The 15,744-nt window shown below is 53.6% G+C and carries 15 protein-coding genes; 13 read left to right on the forward strand and 2 right to left on the reverse strand.

The window, feature by feature from the left end; genetic code table 11:
• Window positions 1-17 precede the first annotated feature (17 nt).
• From KVT34_RS00280 to KVT34_RS00290, 3 genes are all read left to right on the forward strand, one after another.
• On the forward strand, window positions 18-737 hold the full coding sequence (locus KVT34_RS00280; protein ID WP_217556099.1) for a KDGP aldolase: 720 nt from the start codon (window positions 18-20) through the stop codon (window positions 735-737).
• Between the two features lie 322 nt (window positions 738-1,059).
• On the forward strand, window positions 1,060-1,719 hold the full coding sequence (locus KVT34_RS00285) for an HD domain-containing protein (protein ID WP_217556100.1): 660 nt from the start codon (window positions 1,060-1,062) through the stop codon (window positions 1,717-1,719).
• A gap of 299 nt (window positions 1,720-2,018) precedes the next feature.
• Window positions 2,019-2,252 (forward strand): CsbD family protein, encoded by a 234-nt coding sequence (locus KVT34_RS00290; protein ID WP_217556101.1) that lies wholly within the window; start codon window positions 2,019-2,021, stop codon window positions 2,250-2,252.
• Between the two features lie 159 nt (window positions 2,253-2,411).
• Here the strand turns inward: KVT34_RS00290 and KVT34_RS00295 are convergent, their stop codons facing one another.
• Window positions 2,412-3,416, reverse strand: coding sequence for a phosphatidylinositol-specific phospholipase C/glycerophosphodiester phosphodiesterase family protein (locus KVT34_RS00295; RefSeq protein WP_217556102.1), 1,005 nt, complete (start codon window positions 3,414-3,416; stop codon window positions 2,412-2,414).
• A 381-nt stretch (window positions 3,417-3,797) separates the two neighbouring features.
• On the opposite strand from KVT34_RS00295, the gene KVT34_RS00300 reads away from it, so the two are divergent.
• The 4 genes from KVT34_RS00300 (at window position 3,798) to KVT34_RS00315 (ending at window position 7,172) form a co-directional block, all read left to right on the forward strand.
• On the forward strand, window positions 3,798-4,472 hold the full coding sequence (locus KVT34_RS00300) for a chromate transporter (protein WP_217556103.1): 675 nt from the start codon (window positions 3,798-3,800) through the stop codon (window positions 4,470-4,472).
• A gap of 14 nt (window positions 4,473-4,486) precedes the next feature.
• Window positions 4,487-5,023 carry a chromate transporter gene (locus KVT34_RS00305; RefSeq protein ID WP_217556104.1) on the forward strand — a complete coding sequence of 179 codons (537 nt, stop codon included), beginning with the start codon at window positions 4,487-4,489 and terminating at the stop codon, window positions 5,021-5,023.
• Window positions 5,016-6,227: an ROK family transcriptional regulator gene (locus tag KVT34_RS00310; RefSeq protein WP_217556105.1), complete on the forward strand. Its 1,212-nt coding sequence runs from the start codon at window positions 5,016-5,018 to the stop codon at window positions 6,225-6,227. Before KVT34_RS00305 ends, KVT34_RS00310 begins: the two co-directional genes overlap by 8 nt.
• Window positions 6,228-6,329: 102 nt before the next feature.
• Window positions 6,330-7,172 (forward strand): SMP-30/gluconolactonase/LRE family protein, encoded by an 843-nt coding sequence (locus KVT34_RS00315; RefSeq protein WP_217556106.1) that lies wholly within the window; start codon window positions 6,330-6,332, stop codon window positions 7,170-7,172.
• A gap of 84 nt (window positions 7,173-7,256) precedes the next feature.
• On the opposite strand, the gene KVT34_RS00320 is transcribed toward KVT34_RS00315, so the two are convergent.
• On the reverse strand, window positions 7,257-9,356 hold the full coding sequence (locus KVT34_RS00320) for a sulfatase-like hydrolase/transferase (RefSeq protein ID WP_217556107.1): 2,100 nt from the start codon (window positions 9,354-9,356) through the stop codon (window positions 7,257-7,259).
• Window positions 9,357-9,566: 210 nt separating this feature from the next.
• Between KVT34_RS00320 and KVT34_RS00325 the strand changes: the two genes are divergently transcribed.
• The 6 genes from KVT34_RS00325 (at window position 9,567) to KVT34_RS00350 (ending at window position 15,558) form a co-directional block, all read left to right on the forward strand.
• Complete coding sequence (locus tag KVT34_RS00325) at window positions 9,567-9,740, forward strand: cytochrome c oxidase subunit 2A (RefSeq protein ID WP_217556108.1); 174 nt, start codon at window positions 9,567-9,569, stop codon at window positions 9,738-9,740.
• A 53-nt stretch (window positions 9,741-9,793) separates the two neighbouring features.
• Entirely contained in the window at window positions 9,794-10,264 is a 471-nt protein-coding gene (locus KVT34_RS00330) for a cytochrome c oxidase subunit II (RefSeq protein WP_217556109.1), read from the forward strand.
• A 29-nt stretch (window positions 10,265-10,293) separates the two neighbouring features.
• Window positions 10,294-11,967, forward strand: a complete 1,674-nt coding sequence (locus KVT34_RS00335; RefSeq protein ID WP_217556111.1) for a b(o/a)3-type cytochrome-c oxidase subunit 1 — start codon at window positions 10,294-10,296, stop codon at window positions 11,965-11,967.
• A gap of 198 nt (window positions 11,968-12,165) precedes the next feature.
• The gene (locus KVT34_RS00340; protein ID WP_217556112.1) at window positions 12,166-13,386 is read left to right on the forward strand and encodes an NAD(P)/FAD-dependent oxidoreductase; all 1,221 of its coding nucleotides are present in this window, start codon (window positions 12,166-12,168) and stop codon (window positions 13,384-13,386) included.
• A 187-nt stretch (window positions 13,387-13,573) separates the two neighbouring features.
• Entirely contained in the window at window positions 13,574-14,575 is a 1,002-nt protein-coding gene (locus KVT34_RS00345; protein WP_217556113.1) for a Gfo/Idh/MocA family protein, read from the forward strand.
• Window positions 14,572-15,558, forward strand: a complete 987-nt coding sequence (locus KVT34_RS00350; RefSeq protein ID WP_217556114.1) for a Gfo/Idh/MocA family protein — start codon at window positions 14,572-14,574, stop codon at window positions 15,556-15,558. Before KVT34_RS00345 ends, KVT34_RS00350 begins: the two co-directional genes overlap by 4 nt.
• Window positions 15,559-15,744: the final 186 nt, after the last annotated feature.

Here is a 15,744-nt window from a genome sequence, read left to right on the forward strand (position 1 = left end):
GAGATGGAGAGAACGAAATGGCACAACCGACGATTAAATTAAACGTATTAGCGAAAACGGCTGAAAACGCCAAGCAGATCGTAGAAGCGGCGGAAGGTCGCGTATATGTGGGCCTGATGGTTAAGAATTTCCCGTCCGTGGACGAAGCGGTTAAAACCGTAGAAGAGTTCCAAGCCGCAGGCGTACCGGTTTCCGTAGGTCTCGGCGCCGGCGATCCGGCGATGTGGAGCAAGGTTGTGGACGTTTCCGTCCGCACGAAACCGGCTCACGTCAACCAGGTGTTCCCGGCTGCGGGCTACACGCTGGGAGCTATGCGCGCGGTGGGCAGCGAGGATACGCTCGTGAACGCCCTGATCACACCAAGCGGAACGGCCGGTCAAGTAAGAATCGCCACGGGACCGACCAGCGTTTCTTTTGAAAACGACACGATTTCTTGTGAAGCGGCAGCGGCCATGCTCGCTGAAATCGGCGTTCACTCCGTCAAGTTCTATCCGATCGGCGGAACGAAGCATTTGGACGAGCTGGCGGCAATGGTAAAAGCCTCCGTCGCGCAGGGAATCAAAATTTTCGAACCGACCGGCGGCATCGACATCGATACCATCGGCAAAGTCGTGGAAGTTTGTGCGGAGAACGGAGCGGAAATCATCATTCCTCACGTGTACACGTCGATTATCGATTCCGCAACCGGCTTGACGCGCATTGAAGATGTGAAGGAATTGATGCGCGCTATTTCTTAATAGACGCGTTAAAAAGCCCAATACCGCATACAGGCTGAAGCCGTATGCGGTATTTTTACTGGAAATAGGGCAATTCCAAGTAAAGAGTAGATAATTGTGCCCTTTATTCGCCGAATTTATCCCTTATGAACTTTGTCTATTTATGGTGTAATAAGGGTACGGGTCAGCTTCAATTTCACACTCCACACGTTCTGGTACTCTCGCAATTCCGGGGAGTACACTTTTTTTTGTCCGGAGATTGGACCCGCTGCATATCGGAAGCAAACCGGGGCAAAATCGAGGCGTTCTTTCCACAATTATTATTAAAAAAGGATTGTATGCTATGGAACCACAGACTGTTTTGGAGAAAGCGTATCAATTGGCAGGGGAAAAGCTGAAGGACGAACCGACCGGGCACGACTGGTGGCATATTCACCGTGTAACGCGTCTCGCCAAGCTTATCGCAAAGAAAGAGAATGCAGACGAGTTTGTCTGCGAAATGGCTGCTCTACTTCATGATCTGGTTGACGAGAAACTGGTGGACGACAAGAAGAGGGAAACGGAGAAACTCGCCGAGTGGCTGGCGGACAACGAGGTGCCCGGCGAAACCATCGGGCATATCCTGGACATCATCGAAACCTTGTCTTTTCGGGGCGGCACGGGCACAAAGATGAGCACGCTCGAGGGCAGGATTGTCCAGGATGCGGACCGGATCGATGCGATCGGAGCCATCGGCATAGCGCGGACATTCGTTTACGCGGGGGCGCGAGGAAGCCTGATTTATGATCCGCAGCTCGAACCGCGTTCGGAAATGACGGCGGAACAGTACCGGGATGGCAAGAGCACTGCGATCAATCATTTTTACGAGAAGCTTCTCAAGCTTAAAGAGCGGATGAACACGGAGACCGGCAGGCAGCTGGCCGAGGAGCGGCATGAGTTTATGGAGCAGTATCTGGTGCGGTTTTATTCCGAATGGAATCTGGGAAATGGAAATGGCCTGTAATTGGGGCAGGCTAGAGCGGTAGACGTTGAACGGAATGACGCTCTCACAAGGTAACAGCGAAGCGTCTTGTTTAAGTGGACATTTGTATCCCATTCTGTAAAAATTTCCCCCTGCCGCAGCGGGAGGAAGTGTGATGTAATAAAGATAGCCGACAGCTGCTTGGATTCCAAGAGAGTCGGCTCTTTTGATTTGGATGCGAAGCCTCTTATTGTGACAGGCTCCGGGGTTTCATCAAACATCTTGCCGGGTAAGTAAGAATTGTAGAGATAACCAATAACCCTCTAAGGAGATGAGATACCATGGACAGCAACGTATTCAAAGGAAAATGGAAACAGCTCAAAGGGGAAGCGCAAAAACAGTGGGGTAAACTCACGGACGACGATATGGATGTAATTAACGGCGAGAAAGACAAGCTAGTAGGCAAGCTTCAAGAGCGTTACGGACATACGAAGGATGCCGCAGAGGACGAATATCACCGCTGGTCCAGCAGCTACCGTGATGACGCTCCCGCGGACGCCGATCGCCGTATCTAACCAGGCCGATGCATATGAAAGAAACGGAGCGAGCTCCGTTCCTATACGAAGAACCGGGTCCTCGTGACCCGGTTTCTTTGCATGTCCGGGCTTACCGCAGGGCCATTTATTTCGGGCGCAAAAAAACGGGCCGCCGGATGAGCGTACCCGTTAGATCGTTTACTTTTCAAAAACTTGAATGACAAGCGAAGCGAGCTTTTGCATAAGCGTCTCTTTAGGAGCTCCGGCAGCGGGTTTTTCCCCGGCTTGTACCACGCCGCTTGCCTGGTCGCCCGACGGCGCGGCCGATGCCGCTTTGACCGCGGTCTGTGTTTTGGCGGCCGCCGAATCCGGCGCAACCTCACGGTAAGTCAGGAAATCGGTGTAAAAGCCGTGTACGCCGATTTTTTTCAGCTTCTTGATTTCCTTCAACTCATTCACCGTATGGACATAGACGGGAACACCGAGGTTGCTCAGGCCGCCGATCATCGTAGAGGTAGCCCGTTCGACCGGCATCGCAACCGCTTTGATGTTATTTTTCTTGACCAGAGAGATGATTTCTTTTTCGGAGTAGCTGGTCATGTAAATGGAGAAAAGATAGTTTGGAAAATCATAGATTTGCTTTACTTGGTTGATCATGTCGATTTCGTACAATTCCGGAACAATGCGTTCCAGAAGAGCCGGATTTACCGCTTTTGCTTTTTGAACGATAAGCTGGAACTGTTTCTGAACGACTTGCGGATCTTCGCTTTTCGTATCGGTTACGATGTAAGCGTCCGGGTACTGCTCCAGCAGTTGAAGCAGCAGATCGAGATCAAGAGGCGTATATTTGTTCAAAATTTTGTGTCGTTTGAATTCCGCCAAGGTGACAGGTCCGTCTTTAAGATTGTCGGGAAGAGTCGGCTGCAGACGATCGGACAAATAACGGAGCCAATCGTGCCGTGCCGCGAGCTGTCCGTCCGATGTCAAGTTAAGATCGACTTCGAACAGGCGGTGACCTTTTTCGTAATTGACCAGAAAAGCCTCATATGAGTTTGTGAGAGTTTCACCGGAAATTCCGCCCATCGCATGAGCGATCAGGGTCTGATCGGTCCAAGGCCCCGCTTCTTTCGCCGATGCGTGCTGGATAGGCAGCAGCGACAGCGTAAGCAGAAGAGCCAAAACTCCCGTTAAGTGTTTTTTCACTAAAACAACCTCCTTCATGTTATTCATCTTCTGTCTCAATCCCTCAAAACGGTGATTGAGCGCATGACGTACGGGTTGTTAGAAACTAACTTTATTTACCCGGTAAATTTGGAGTGAAACAAGAAAAAAGGCAGGTAAGCTTATATTTTGTCGAAATATGGAATTTTAGTCCTATTATAAAGATCGGATTTTAGGTTTACAAAGAGAGGGAATTGACGTTAAAAATCCCAACTTTTATACAAAATGAAGGATAAGTGAGTATAATTTCAGCTTATAAACAGATGAATAAGTCTAAATCAATAGAAATACGCATAAGTTTATTCCAAAATGATAGAAAGTCGTTTAAAATGGAGATATCCACATATTCAGACACGAAAGAAGATGACTCTCTTGAAATTTTCCGCTGCCCGTTTGAAACTGCTGCTGCAATTATTCGGTTCGTTTGCCCGCATCGGGCCCGTTTCCTTTGGCGGAGGTTTTGCCATGCTGCCCATTCTCGAACGGGAGATCGTGCTGCGCCGCCGCTGGCTGGACGAGGAGGAATTCGGCGAAGTGATTTCGGTCTCGGGAGTCGCTCCCGGCGGAGTGGGCGTGAATGCGGCCGCTTTTATCGGTTACAAGCTCGGAGGTGTTCCCGGCATGCTTGCCGCCGTTCTCGGCATGATGCTGCCTACCTTCGTACTGGTGCTTATACTCGCTATTGGCTTTTCGGCGTTCAGGCAGTATCCTAAAGTTATTGCGGCAATGGAAGGCATTCAGATGGCGGTTCTGGCTCTGATCGCTTACGCGGGATTGAAGCTGCTGCGCTCTTCGGTATTTGACGGCGCCTCGCTGTCTGTCTTCGCAGGTTCTATCGCGGCTCTGCTTCTGACGGGAATCCACCCTCTGCTCGTCATGCTGGTGGGCGTTACCGCCGGCTGCCTGCTGGTGCTGATAAAAGGACATTTCGGCTTCGCCGTTCGCTTCGAGCCTAAAAAACGGAGACGGGAGCGGCCCGCTGACCCGGCCGTTCCCCGCTATCCCGAGCTCGAATGTTATTTCGGCGAAGGCATATAAGGGGGAGTGTCACGATGCTGATTACCCTTTTCTGGACGTTCCTCAAAATCGGAATTCTCTCCTTCGGGGGCGGATTCGCGATGATTCCGGCCATTCAGCATGAGGTCGAGCTGCAGGGGTGGCTGACGCCCGAGCAGTTTTCGGAGGCCGTGGCGATTTCCGGCATGGCGCCGGGGCCGCTGGCGACGAACTGCGCGATTTACATCGGCAAAATGACGATGGGGCTTCCCGGAGCGGCGGCAGCCGTACTGGGCATGGTGCTCCCTTCGGTCGTTCTGATCGCCGCCGTCGCGCGTTTTTTCTATGCCCTCCGGACGCACCGAACCGTCAAAACCGTCTTTTACGGGCTGCGTCCCGTAGTGGCCGCGCTGGTCGTCGTTGCGGCTCTGCGCTTTGGTTTTACTTATTTCCGCGCGGAATGGTGGACCTGGAAAACCGGCGTTTCGGCGGCCATTTTCCTGCTGGCGCTGCTGGGGCTTACCCGTTACCGAATGCATCCGTTGTCCGTTATTCTGCTTAGTGCGTTAGTGGGTGTGGCGATTTATGGTTAACAGTCCGATTTCCGAGCGCATCGGAAACCGCAAACAAAAAGAGTTGTTCGAGCTGATCCGCCAGGGCGGGACGGTCTCCAAGATCGAGCTGCTGGAGGAAAGTGGCTTAACCGTAAGCACACTTACCCGGCTGCTGGATGAACTGTGCGCTCAGGGTCTGATCGCGGAATCGGGGCACGGCCCGTCCACGGGCGGCCGCAGACCGGTTCTTTACCGGATTCAGGCGGACTACGGCTGCGCATTCGGCGTTGATATATCCCGTACTCTCTCCCGCCTCGTTCTGACCGATATGCAGATGAAGGTACTTGAATCAAAGACGTGGGAAATGAAGGAGGGGCTGACGCCGGACGTGCTGCTGGCGTCCATCGCCGACGAAGCGGAAGCGATGCTCCGGCGCAGAGGTTTTTCCCCCGGACACGTGCTCGGCATGGGTGTCGGAGCCGTGGGCCCGGTAAACCGCGAGGAAGGCGTCATCCTGAATCCGCGTTATTTCCCGACGCCCGGCTGGCAGGGTGTACCCATCCGGAAGATGCTGGAGGAGCGGCTCGGGATGCCCGTACTCCTCGATAACGGAGCCAATACGGCGCTTCTCGCGGAATCTTGGTCGAGGCATAAACGCTCGTTCCGTCATATGCTGTATGTACACCTGGGCGTCGGCCTCCGCTCGTCCATGCTCAGCGAAGGGAAGCTCATCTACGGGGCCGTCGATATGGAAGGCTCGATCGGGCAGATGATCATCCAGACGGATGGCGTCGCTCCCCGGTCCCAGGAGGGGAATTACGGGGCGCTGGAGTCTTATGCATCCATTTATGCCGTCGAACGTGAAATACGTGCGCGGCTCAAGCAGGGACGATCCAGTGTTCTATCCGCGCTCGGCAATCCGGATGCGCTTACGTTCCGCGAGATTGTGCAGGCTCTCCACAGCCGGGACCCGTTGGCGGTGGAAGTCATCACGCAGGCCGCCGTCTATTTCGGCATCGGGCTGGCCAATCTGCTTAATATGCTGCATCCGGAGAAGGTCGTGCTCGGAGGACCGCTTATTTCGACGAATGATTTATTCTTCTATACCGCCACACAGACCGCGATAAAGAAAACTTATTATTACCCCGACTACCAGGTGCTATTCAGCAAAGGAAGCTTTGGAGAAGAAGCCCTCGCCATCGGGGCGGCAGGACTGGTTATCCGCCAGCTGTCAGCGATCTAAGGTTGTGGCGGTTCACGATCTCAGAAAAAAAGCCGAGCGCTGATTCGGCTAGATAAGATATCCTTTAATTGGTGGAGTTGATAAAAAAAGGAGAGATCAGACATGGAGAAATTGTTCACTAGCAGTGTATTTACACCTCCGCACGGATTTACGGGTGGAATCGAAGGTCCCGCCTGCGATGCCCAAGGGAATTTGTATGCCGTTAATTATGCGAGAGAAGGCACCATCGGCAAAGTAACGCCGGCAGGCCAAAGCAGCGTGTTCCTGGAGCTTCCGAACGGCAGCATCGGCAACGGGATCCGTTTTACGCGTGCCGGAGAGATGCTGATCGCAGATTATAAGAATCATAACGTGCTGAAAGTAAACATGAAGACCAAAGCCGTTACGGTCTGGGCGCACGGACCCGGAATGAACCAGCCGAACGATATTGCGATCTCGGCTAACGATATTGTTTTTGCAAGCGATCCGAACTGGAGCAACAACACGGGCAATCTTTGGCGGGTGACCCCGGGTAATGTGACGCTTCTGGAGAGCGGGATGGGGACAACCAACGGGATCGAAGTTTCACCGGACGGGAAAAGGCTGTATGTGAACGAATCCGTTCAGCGCCGGATCTGGGTATACGATCTGAGCGAAGCGGGCGCGATTTCCAACAAGCGTCTGCTGATCGAATTTCCCGATTTCGGACTGGACGGAATGCGCTGCGATTCGCAGGGCAACCTGTACAGCACACGTTTCGGGAAAGGAACGGTCGTGAAGATTTCCCCTCAGGGCAACATTCTTCAGGAAGTCGTTCTTCACGGCAAAAACTGTACGAACCTGACCTTCGGCGGTCCGGACGGCAGAACGGTTTATGTCACGGTAGCGGACAACGGCAACGTGGAAAAGTTCCGCACGGACGCTCCCGGCCGATGCCGGGTGTTAAGCGGGGTCGTCCCTTCTTAGACCCCTTTCATCTGAATCAAAAAAAGACTTGGTTCCGTACGCTTCCCCCGGGAAGCGCACGGCCAAGTCTTTTTTTGCGTGCCGTTATTTCAGTTCATTCACTTGTTTGATCGGTGTCGTTTGGATCGGCAGGTTTTTGGAATCGATCACTTTCACCTGCAGGTTGACGGGTTTTCCCGGCTCGATAGCATCTTTCGGTACGACGGCGGAGAGCGATTGGCGGCTCTCGTACGTCGTCTTCAAGGCCTTGTCGTTCAAATAAACGACACAGCTCGGAGCAAAGTTCTTACCGCTGATTTCAACGGAAGAGTCTCCACCGCTGCCTCCGGCCGTACCTTGATGAAGCGGCGATACGCTGTCGATCGACATTTCGCCGTAGCCGAGCGTATATTTCGGATTGATGATCTTGTCGCGGAAGCCGTTAAAGCTGTACTGCTCCCCGAACAGAACATCGTATTGAAGCATCCGGTATTCCGTCACATCCTGCTCGGTTAGCTTCAACCGGTCGTAATGATTCCGGGGCGGGATCATCGGGAACTTTTTGGACAAGGAGAACAGGTAATCCGTATAAGGCGTTCCTTCTTTTTGCGCCAAATTCAAGAGATAAGGCCCGAGGAAGGAAGCGCTCATGTTGAGCTTATCTTGGTGCTTCGGCAAATAGTTATCCCAGACGACCACGGGCAGCGTGTACATCTTATCCAGCACGGCTGCGGAATCGTCATCGTCCTTCAAGTATCCGGTATCTTTGTAAGCCTGGAAGTTATTGCCCATGGCCGGAAGATGGTCGCCGAACAGCATGATGATCGTCGGCTCGCCTTTCTTCTCGTAGTGCTCCACAAGCATTTTAAGCGCGGCATCCGTATTATGAACGCCCTGGGCGAGTGTCTCGATCATGCCCTTCGTTTCCTCTGGGAAATTGCCGCTCGCTTTGATGGTGTTCTGTTTGAATTTATCCGGTGTAAACGGCGCGTGATTCTCCATCGTGTTCGCGAATACAAAGTCAGGGCCGGGCGAGCTGTCGACCTGCTCGATGATTTTGTTCATCACCGCTTTGTCGGTCAGATAAGGACCGTTGTATTCCGGTTCGAAGTACTCCTGGGAAATGAATTTGGAGAATCCGAAGTTCTGGTACACGTTGCGGCTGTTGAAAAACCAGTTATGGAACGGGTTAATGGCCGCCGTCTGATACCCTTGTCTCGCTAAAATGCTGGCCAGTGAATCGACGCGACGGTTCATGTACTGATTGTAGGCGATAGCGCCTTCCGGCAGAAAGCGGATCGAATTGCCCGAGAGCACCTCGAATTCGACATTGGCGGTTCCGCCGCCGAACTGGGGCGACAGCATGTAACCGCTGGAATAGTTCTGCTGGAGATGATGGATGAACGGAACCGGATCTTCACTGAACGTGACGTTCTTCATCCGGGTAGGATCCCAGAAAGCTTCGCCGAGAATGACGATAATGTTCGGTTTTACATTCGGATCTATGTTTGTACGGCGTTCGACCTTCTTCACGAAGTTGTCCATATTCGCCTGGCTGTAGCCCTGGGGAGCATCGATAATGATCTGCTCGATATTCATGACGGTGGACAGCATAAACCCGTTGACATGATAGTTATCGGCCTGGTTCCAAGGAATGGTGGAAATATGAAGGGCGGATTTGATAGGAACCGGTTTGTCAAAATAGACCACGCATGCGAGCGCGATGCCAAGAACACCGAGAACGATGTTCTCTTTCCAGCGGAAGCGGGAATGGGTCCAAGGAACGAAATAGAGCAGCGCGACGCTGGCCGCAAGGAAGACGATAATGCCGATTACGATCGTTTTATCGAACAAACCGTTCAAGTATTGGACGATATCGGTCGTCTCGCTGCTGAGAAACAAATCCCAGGGCAGAAGAGGCACGCCGAGAATCTTGAATTTGATTCCGCTAATAAGGCCGCAGATCAGCATGAAAGCGGCTACGATCCAGAACGCGATGCGGCTCCGGCCGGTCAAAGCGGTAAAAACAAGGAACAGGCAGAAGGTCAGCAAATAGTTCAGCACCATTTCGCCCGGACTGTGCTTGACCCAGGATAGGGCGGCCATTACTCCTCCCCGATTTAAAAACTCAATGAAGACAACGAGCAGCAGGGGCCAAACGAATAAGTGCAGCCGACGCGCTATAAAATGAATACCTTTCTGCATCACAGATCTCCTGTTCATTCAATTTACAAACATTTTACATATGATTTGCTATGCCATTATACCATGTAGAACCAGGTCTCGATACCTAAAACCTTGTAACAAAATCGTTACAATTTCATAAAGAATTTGTGATTCTTATCACATGTGGGTGCTCAGTCCGAAGGTAAGATGAAACCATGAAAAGCTTCATTGACAAAGGGGGATGCCGCTATGGCAAAGCTCGCGCCTGCCAAGGAAAAGCAGGACATTAAGCCCGCTCCGCAAAGCGGGGCGAACGAGAAGGAACCGGAACTGAAAGGCGCTTTCGCATCGGTTATGATTCTGGGCGCGTTTATTCTGATTACCTGGTTCGGCGTATTTGCTCTATATCTTATAAGAAGATAACGGGACAAATGCGCAAAAAGTTCCGCGAATCGGAAAAAAAGAGGGGATATTACATGCATATTCATCGTTTGGAGAAAATTTGGATCGTTTTCGGCATCTCCATGCTCATCGTTTTCCTGTCCGTAATCGGCGTATCGGCGTTTGCGATGGGAATGAACCCGCCGACCGGGCATGCGCACACGATCGATCCGGCGAAGGTCGATTTGACGCCGCCTTTCGATCAGCCTGGCCTCAAAAAAGTCGGGGAGAACGAATACGAAGCCGTTATGACCGCCTTCGCGTTCGGCTACAAGCCTGACAAGATGGAAGTTCCCGCGGGAGCGACCGTGCATTTTATGATCACAAGCAAGGACGTTGTCCACGGGTTTGAAATCCCGGGCACAAATGTAAACATGATGGTGCTTCCGGGTGAAGTGAATCATCTTACGTATAAGTTCGACAAGCCGGGTTCTTATCTCGTGCTCTGCAACGAATACTGCGGCGGAGCCCACGAATGGATGAAAACGACGATTGTCGTTCATTAAACCCACCGGCAGAAAGGAAGTCGTTATGTATGAACGGTACCGAAACGCAACCGGCTCGGCAAGCCGCCGCTGCCTTTAATCCGAAAGACAGCAAGCTCGTTCTCGCTCACATTTTATTCGCTTTCGGCGCTCTTCTTCTGGGAGGTATCGCCGGAGTGCTGCAGGGCCTAGTCCGCGGAGGCATGATCAAACTGCCCGCCGGAATCGGCTATTATCAGCTGCTGACGGCACATGGCGTGCTGATGGCGCTCATTTTTACGACCTTTTTCATTATCGGGTTCCTGTATTCGGGTATCTCCAAAACGCTCGGTGGCGAGCTGCTGCCGCTGCCGCGGCGCCTCGCCTGGCTCGGCTTCGGCCTGATGGCGGGCGGAACGGCGCTGGGAACCGTTTTTATCCTGCTCAATAAAGCGTCCGTGCTGTACACGTTCTACGCTCCTCTTAAAGCATCGCCGTATTTCTACATCGCTTTGACGATGGTTGTCGTCGGCAGCTGGATGAGCGGCTTCGGCATCTTTATCAATTACCGCTACTGGAAGCGGACTCATAGAGGGCAGCTGTCGCCGCTGTTTTCCTTCATGGCGGTCATTACGATGCTGCTCTGGCAGGTCGCGACCATCGGGGTGGCGGCGGAGGTTCTGCTCCAGCTGATTCCTTGGTCGTTCGGCTGGGTCGACACCGTAAACGTCCTTCTGAGCCGCACGCTGTTCTGGTACTTCGGTCATCCGCTCGTTTACTTCTGGCTGCTGCCCGCCTATATTTGCTGGTATACGATTATTCCGAAAGTGATCGGCGGCAAAATATTCAGCGACGCGCTTGCCCGGCTTTCGTTTATCCTGTTCCTGCTGTTCTCGATTCCGGTAGGGTTTCACCACCAGTTGACAGAGCCCGGAATCAGCTCGTTCTGGAAATTCCTTCAGGTTATTCTGACCTTCATGGTCATCGTGCCTTCCCTGATGACGGCGTTCTCGCTGTTCGCCACCTTCGAAACGACAGGCAGGGAGAAGGGGGCCAAAGGCCTGTTCGGCTGGTTTAAGTTTCTCCCTTGGAAAGACGTCCGGTTCTTCGCTCCGTTTATGGGGATGCTGATTTTTATCCCGGCGGGAGCGGGCGGCATCATCAATGCCAGTAACCAGATGAACCAAGTCGTGCACAACACCCTCTGGGTAACGGGACACTTTCATCTGACCGTCGCGACCAGCGTGGCCCTTACTTTCTTCGGAATCACCTACTGGCTGATCCCGGCGATCACGGGCCGGCAGCTGACGCAGAGGCTGCACAAGCTGGGAATTTGGCAGACGATTCTCTGGTGCGTCGGCATGTTCTTCATGTCGGGCTCCATGCACACCGTCGGCCTGCTCGGCTCGCCCCGCCGGACCGCGTACACGACGTACGAGAATCATCCCGACACGGTGCTGTGGATGCCGTACCACGTCGCGATGGCGATCGGCGGCATGATTCTTTTCGTAGCCGTCGTCATGATGATCTATAACGTCGTCGCGCTTATGCGTTCGCCTAAAGGCGAGACGGAGTACCCGATCGGCGAAGTGCGCGATGCATCGGAGCCGACTCCGAAGCTGTTCGAGCGCTGGGGGCTCTGGCTCGGCGTGACCGCCGTGCTGATCCTTGTTGCGTATACGATACCGGTCGCCCAAATGATGGGCGGAGATACGCCGGGCTCGATCCCTTTTGTAACCTGGTAAAAACGGAGAAAGACCGTCTGATGCGCAGATGCCGCGTCAGACGGTTTTTTCGTGCCGCCAAGCGTAAAAAAAGCCGTTTTTATAGGTAGAGGTTTCCCTAGATGGGCATAATCAAAGGTACAGCCCCTTTCAGTTCACGCCACAGAAGCCACGGCACGCGCGAATACGCCGATTTCAAACGGAAGGAGATCTGACCGTATGGACCTCATTTCAGGAGAACCTTATTGGCCTCATATTCAACCGGAAACCGCCCGGTATCCGAAACTCGAATGCGATACCGAATGCGATATTCTTATCATCGGAGGGGGAGTGGCCGGTGCGCTGGCCGCTTACAGGTTAATCCAGGAGGGATTCACTCCTATGTTGGTGGACAGCCGGGATATCGCCGGAGGCAGTACGGCAGTCAACACGGGAATTGTCCATATGTTCAACGATAAAACTTTGACCAGCTGCATTCATTCATTCGGGGAAGAAAACGGCGTCGCTTTTTACAACTTGTGCGGGGAAGCGGTACGGACTCTTGGCGAGATCTGCCGCAAGGAGAAGCTGGACGCCCACTTCAAGCAGCGGGATTCGCTGTATCTTGCTTCGGATGCGAAAGATGTGCCGCTGCTGACGGAGGAATACCGGACCCTGGTGAAATACGGTTTTCAAGTCGAATTTTTAACGCCCGAACGGATCGCGAAGAAGTTTTCATTTACAAAACCCGGAGCCATCCTGACCGGCGAAGGGGCTGCCATTAATCCTTATGCCCTTGTACACGGTTTGATAGCGGCCTCGGCGGCTAAGGGGATGAAGGTGTATACACGCACGGAAATCGTTTCCCGTGTGGATACCAAGGACGGAATCGTATTCACGACCCGGGACCGCGGCAGCATCCGTGCCCGCTTCGCGGTCTATTCCACCGGACACGAATCCCAGGATATAAGAAGGAATCCGAATGCGAAACTGCTTACCACCTACTCTGTCGTGACCAAGCCTCTTCAAGAAATAACGGGCTGGCATAAGGAATGCATGATCTGGGAGACGGCCCGTCCTTACCTCTATTTGCGTACAACCGGAGACGGAAGGATTATAATCGGCGGGGAGGATGAGCCGATGATGACAGCAGAAGAGAGAGCCGCGCGCCTGGCGGTAAAGAAAGACGTTTTGCTGCATAAAGCGAAGGAACTTTTTCCTCATCTGGATCTTCAGGCGGAATACGCATGGGCAGGTGTCTTCGGGGCGACACATGACGGTTATCCGATGATCGGAACCCAGCCGGGTTTTCCGAACAGCCTGTTTTCCCTGGGATACGGAGGGAATGGGATCGTGTACTCGGTTCTGGGGGCAGAAATCATTGCCAGCTTTGCAAAAGGACGCCGGCATCCCGGAGAATCGCTATTTCGTTTTGATCGAAACGGGTCAGGCGTTAACTAAAAGAGGGGGTGCGGTTCCGGGCCGCTCCAATCTTAGTCTTTTCTTCATACATACTGACAGTTTAGCAGGATAAGAAAAATTAATGCCTTCTTAACATACGGACATTTTATGGCTTCTTCCTATCCTATATAATGAAGGGAGCTGTGTGTACCGCACAGATTTTTGCTTCAGGGAGAGGAGAACAAACATGAAAGTCGCCGTAGTTGGCTGCGGAACAATGGGGACCGTTCACGGAACGGACTATCATCGAATGCCGGGAGTCGAATTAACCGGAGTATGCGATCTCGACCGGGACACGGCACGGGACCTGGCAGGACACTTGCAGACGAAAGCGTACTTTTCTTTCGAGGACATGATGGCGGAGGCGGAGATCGACGCCGTCAGCATTGCTCTGCCGACCAACCTGCACAAGGAATATGTCATGAAAGCGGCCGATCTGGGAAAGCACGTGATTTGCGAAAAACCGATTGCGCTGACGCTGGAAGATGCCGAAGAAATGATCGCCTACTGTCAAAAGAAAGGCGTGCGTCTGTTTATCGGCCATGTGGTCCGTTTCTTCCCGGAATACGCGGATCTCAAACGCAAGCTGGAGGCCGGCGTAACCGGGGAACCCGGGGTGGCTCACTTGAAACGGGTAGGTTCGCATCCGGGAACCGTCAAGGACTGGTACAACGATTTTGACAAAAGTCACGGCGTCATCATGGACATGATGATTCACGATATCGACTTTGCCCGGTGGGCATACGGAGAAGTGCAGGAAGTATTCGCTCTCAACCGGCGCAGCGAGGAGCAGGATTACGCCCTTGTGACCCTGCGGTTTGCAGGCGGAGCCATCGCGAACCTCGAAGGCCACTGGGGCTATCCGGGCGCTTTCGCGACAGCAGCCGAATTCGCCGGCAAAGCCGGCATTATCCGGCTGAACAGCCGGGAGACGGATTCCTTGAAGCTGCTGAGAAGCAGTGCGGCGCCGGCCGGTACACGCGGGGTGCAGGTACCGAAAAGCCCGTCGTACCAAGACCCGTACTACTACGAGCTGGAGCATTTCCTGACCTGTATCCGTGAGGACAAGGAACCTCTCGTCACGGCGGAAGATGCGCTGCGGGCTCTGGAAATCGTGCTGGCTGCCCTCGAATCCGCACGTAAGGGACAGCCTGTCCGGCTGCCGCTGAAAGGAGGCGCAAAGGGATGAGAAAGCTCAAAATCGGAATGATCAGCTTCGCCCACGGTCATGCGTTTTCCTATTTTAACGCATTGAACGCTTTGCCGGAGGTCGAGGTTGCCGGGATTGCCGACGAGGACAAGGACCGTGTCGCCAAAATAACGGACACCTATGGGATTCCGTACTACAGCGAGGCGGATGAACTGCTGAGAACCGACATTGACGCCGTTGTGATCTGTTCAGAAAATTCCCGCCATGCGGAGCTTACGATCGCTGCCGCCAAAGCCGGGAAGCACATCCTGTGCGAGAAGCCGCTCGGCATCTCCACGACGGAGATGGAACAGATGATCGCGGTGTGCCGGGAGCATGGCGTGCAGCTGATGACAGCGTTTCCGTGCCGCTACATACCGGCCGTCGTGCAGGCCAAAGAAGCGATCGACCGCGGGGAAATCGGCGAAATTATCGCCATCAAAGGAACCAATCGCGGCAGCATGCCGGGCGGATGGTTCGTCGACAAGAAGCTCTCCGGCGGCGGGGCCGTGTTCGACCATACCGTCCATGTGATGGACTTGATGCGGTGGTTCCTCGGCAGCGACGTCCGTGAAGTGTTCGCTTATGCCGATACCCGCTTCCACGAGCTGGATATCGACGATGCCGGCATGGTGCACGTGAGGTTCGAGAACGGCGTCTTTGCCGTGCTGGATCCGAGCTGGTCCCGCAGCAAATCGTTCCCGACCTGGGGCGACGTTACGATGGAAATCACCGGCACGAAGGGGGTCATTTCCATCGATTCCTTCGCGCAGAAGAACGAAGTTTTCAGCGATGTCACCGGCAAGGCCCAGTGGAGCTACTGGGGAGACAACATGGACGAATACATGATCAGAGGCTTCGTCGATGCCCTTCTAGGCGGAAAGCCGGTGCCGGTTACCGGTGAAGACGGGCTCAAGGCGGCGGCCGTCGGTCTGGCCGCGTACGAGTCGGCGCAGGCGGGCAAGCCGGTCGTTCTGGACTGACATTTTTCCGCTGCAAAACCGGACCCTTGCGTTCCGGCGGGTGCCTTGCGAAAGCAGGCGATCTGCCGGTTTCGCCAGGGTTTTTTCGGGTCTTTTTTCCGGTCAAAGTTTTGTGAACACTTTCCGACACTAGTGTCCTATTGGAGGTGTTATTGTCTCCGGGACCTTGTAAACCCTCGGACGGCT

The sequence above is a fragment of the Paenibacillus sp. GbtcB18 genome (assembly GCF_019091125.1).
In the GTDB taxonomy this organism is placed as follows: Bacteria; Bacillota; Bacilli; order Paenibacillales; family NBRC-103111; genus Paenibacillus_F; species Paenibacillus_F chitinolyticus.

What these genes read in the sequence shown, in the direction of transcription:
- KVT34_RS00305 (WP_217556104.1), top strand. Translation starts at nt 4,487, where the DNA reads ATGCTGATTACCCTTTTCTGGACGTTCCTCAAAATCGGAATTCTCTCC.
- KVT34_RS00300 (WP_217556103.1), top strand. Translation starts at nt 3,798, where the DNA reads ATGACTCTCTTGAAATTTTCCGCTGCCCGTTTGAAACTGCTGCTGCAA.
- KVT34_RS00345 (WP_217556113.1), top strand. Translation starts at nt 13,574, where the DNA reads ATGAAAGTCGCCGTAGTTGGCTGCGGAACAATGGGGACCGTTCACGGA.
- KVT34_RS00290 (WP_217556101.1), top strand. Translation starts at nt 2,019, where the DNA reads ATGGACAGCAACGTATTCAAAGGAAAATGGAAACAGCTCAAAGGGGAA.
- KVT34_RS00285 (WP_217556100.1), top strand. Translation starts at nt 1,060, where the DNA reads ATGGAACCACAGACTGTTTTGGAGAAAGCGTATCAATTGGCAGGGGAA.
- KVT34_RS00320 (WP_217556107.1), bottom strand. Translation starts at nt 9,356, where the DNA reads ATGCAGAAAGGTATTCATTTTATAGCGCGTCGGCTGCACTTATTCGTT.
- KVT34_RS00280 (WP_217556099.1), top strand. Translation starts at nt 18, where the DNA reads ATGGCACAACCGACGATTAAATTAAACGTATTAGCGAAAACGGCTGAA.
- KVT34_RS00325 (WP_217556108.1), top strand. Translation starts at nt 9,567, where the DNA reads ATGGCAAAGCTCGCGCCTGCCAAGGAAAAGCAGGACATTAAGCCCGCT.
- KVT34_RS00335 (WP_217556111.1), top strand. Translation starts at nt 10,294, where the DNA reads ATGAACGGTACCGAAACGCAACCGGCTCGGCAAGCCGCCGCTGCCTTT.
- KVT34_RS00330 (WP_217556109.1), top strand. Translation starts at nt 9,794, where the DNA reads ATGCATATTCATCGTTTGGAGAAAATTTGGATCGTTTTCGGCATCTCC.
- KVT34_RS00315 (WP_217556106.1), top strand. Translation starts at nt 6,330, where the DNA reads ATGGAGAAATTGTTCACTAGCAGTGTATTTACACCTCCGCACGGATTT.
- KVT34_RS00310 (WP_217556105.1), top strand. Translation starts at nt 5,016, where the DNA reads ATGGTTAACAGTCCGATTTCCGAGCGCATCGGAAACCGCAAACAAAAA.
- KVT34_RS00350 (WP_217556114.1), top strand. Translation starts at nt 14,572, where the DNA reads ATGAGAAAGCTCAAAATCGGAATGATCAGCTTCGCCCACGGTCATGCG.
- KVT34_RS00340 (WP_217556112.1), top strand. Translation starts at nt 12,166, where the DNA reads ATGGACCTCATTTCAGGAGAACCTTATTGGCCTCATATTCAACCGGAA.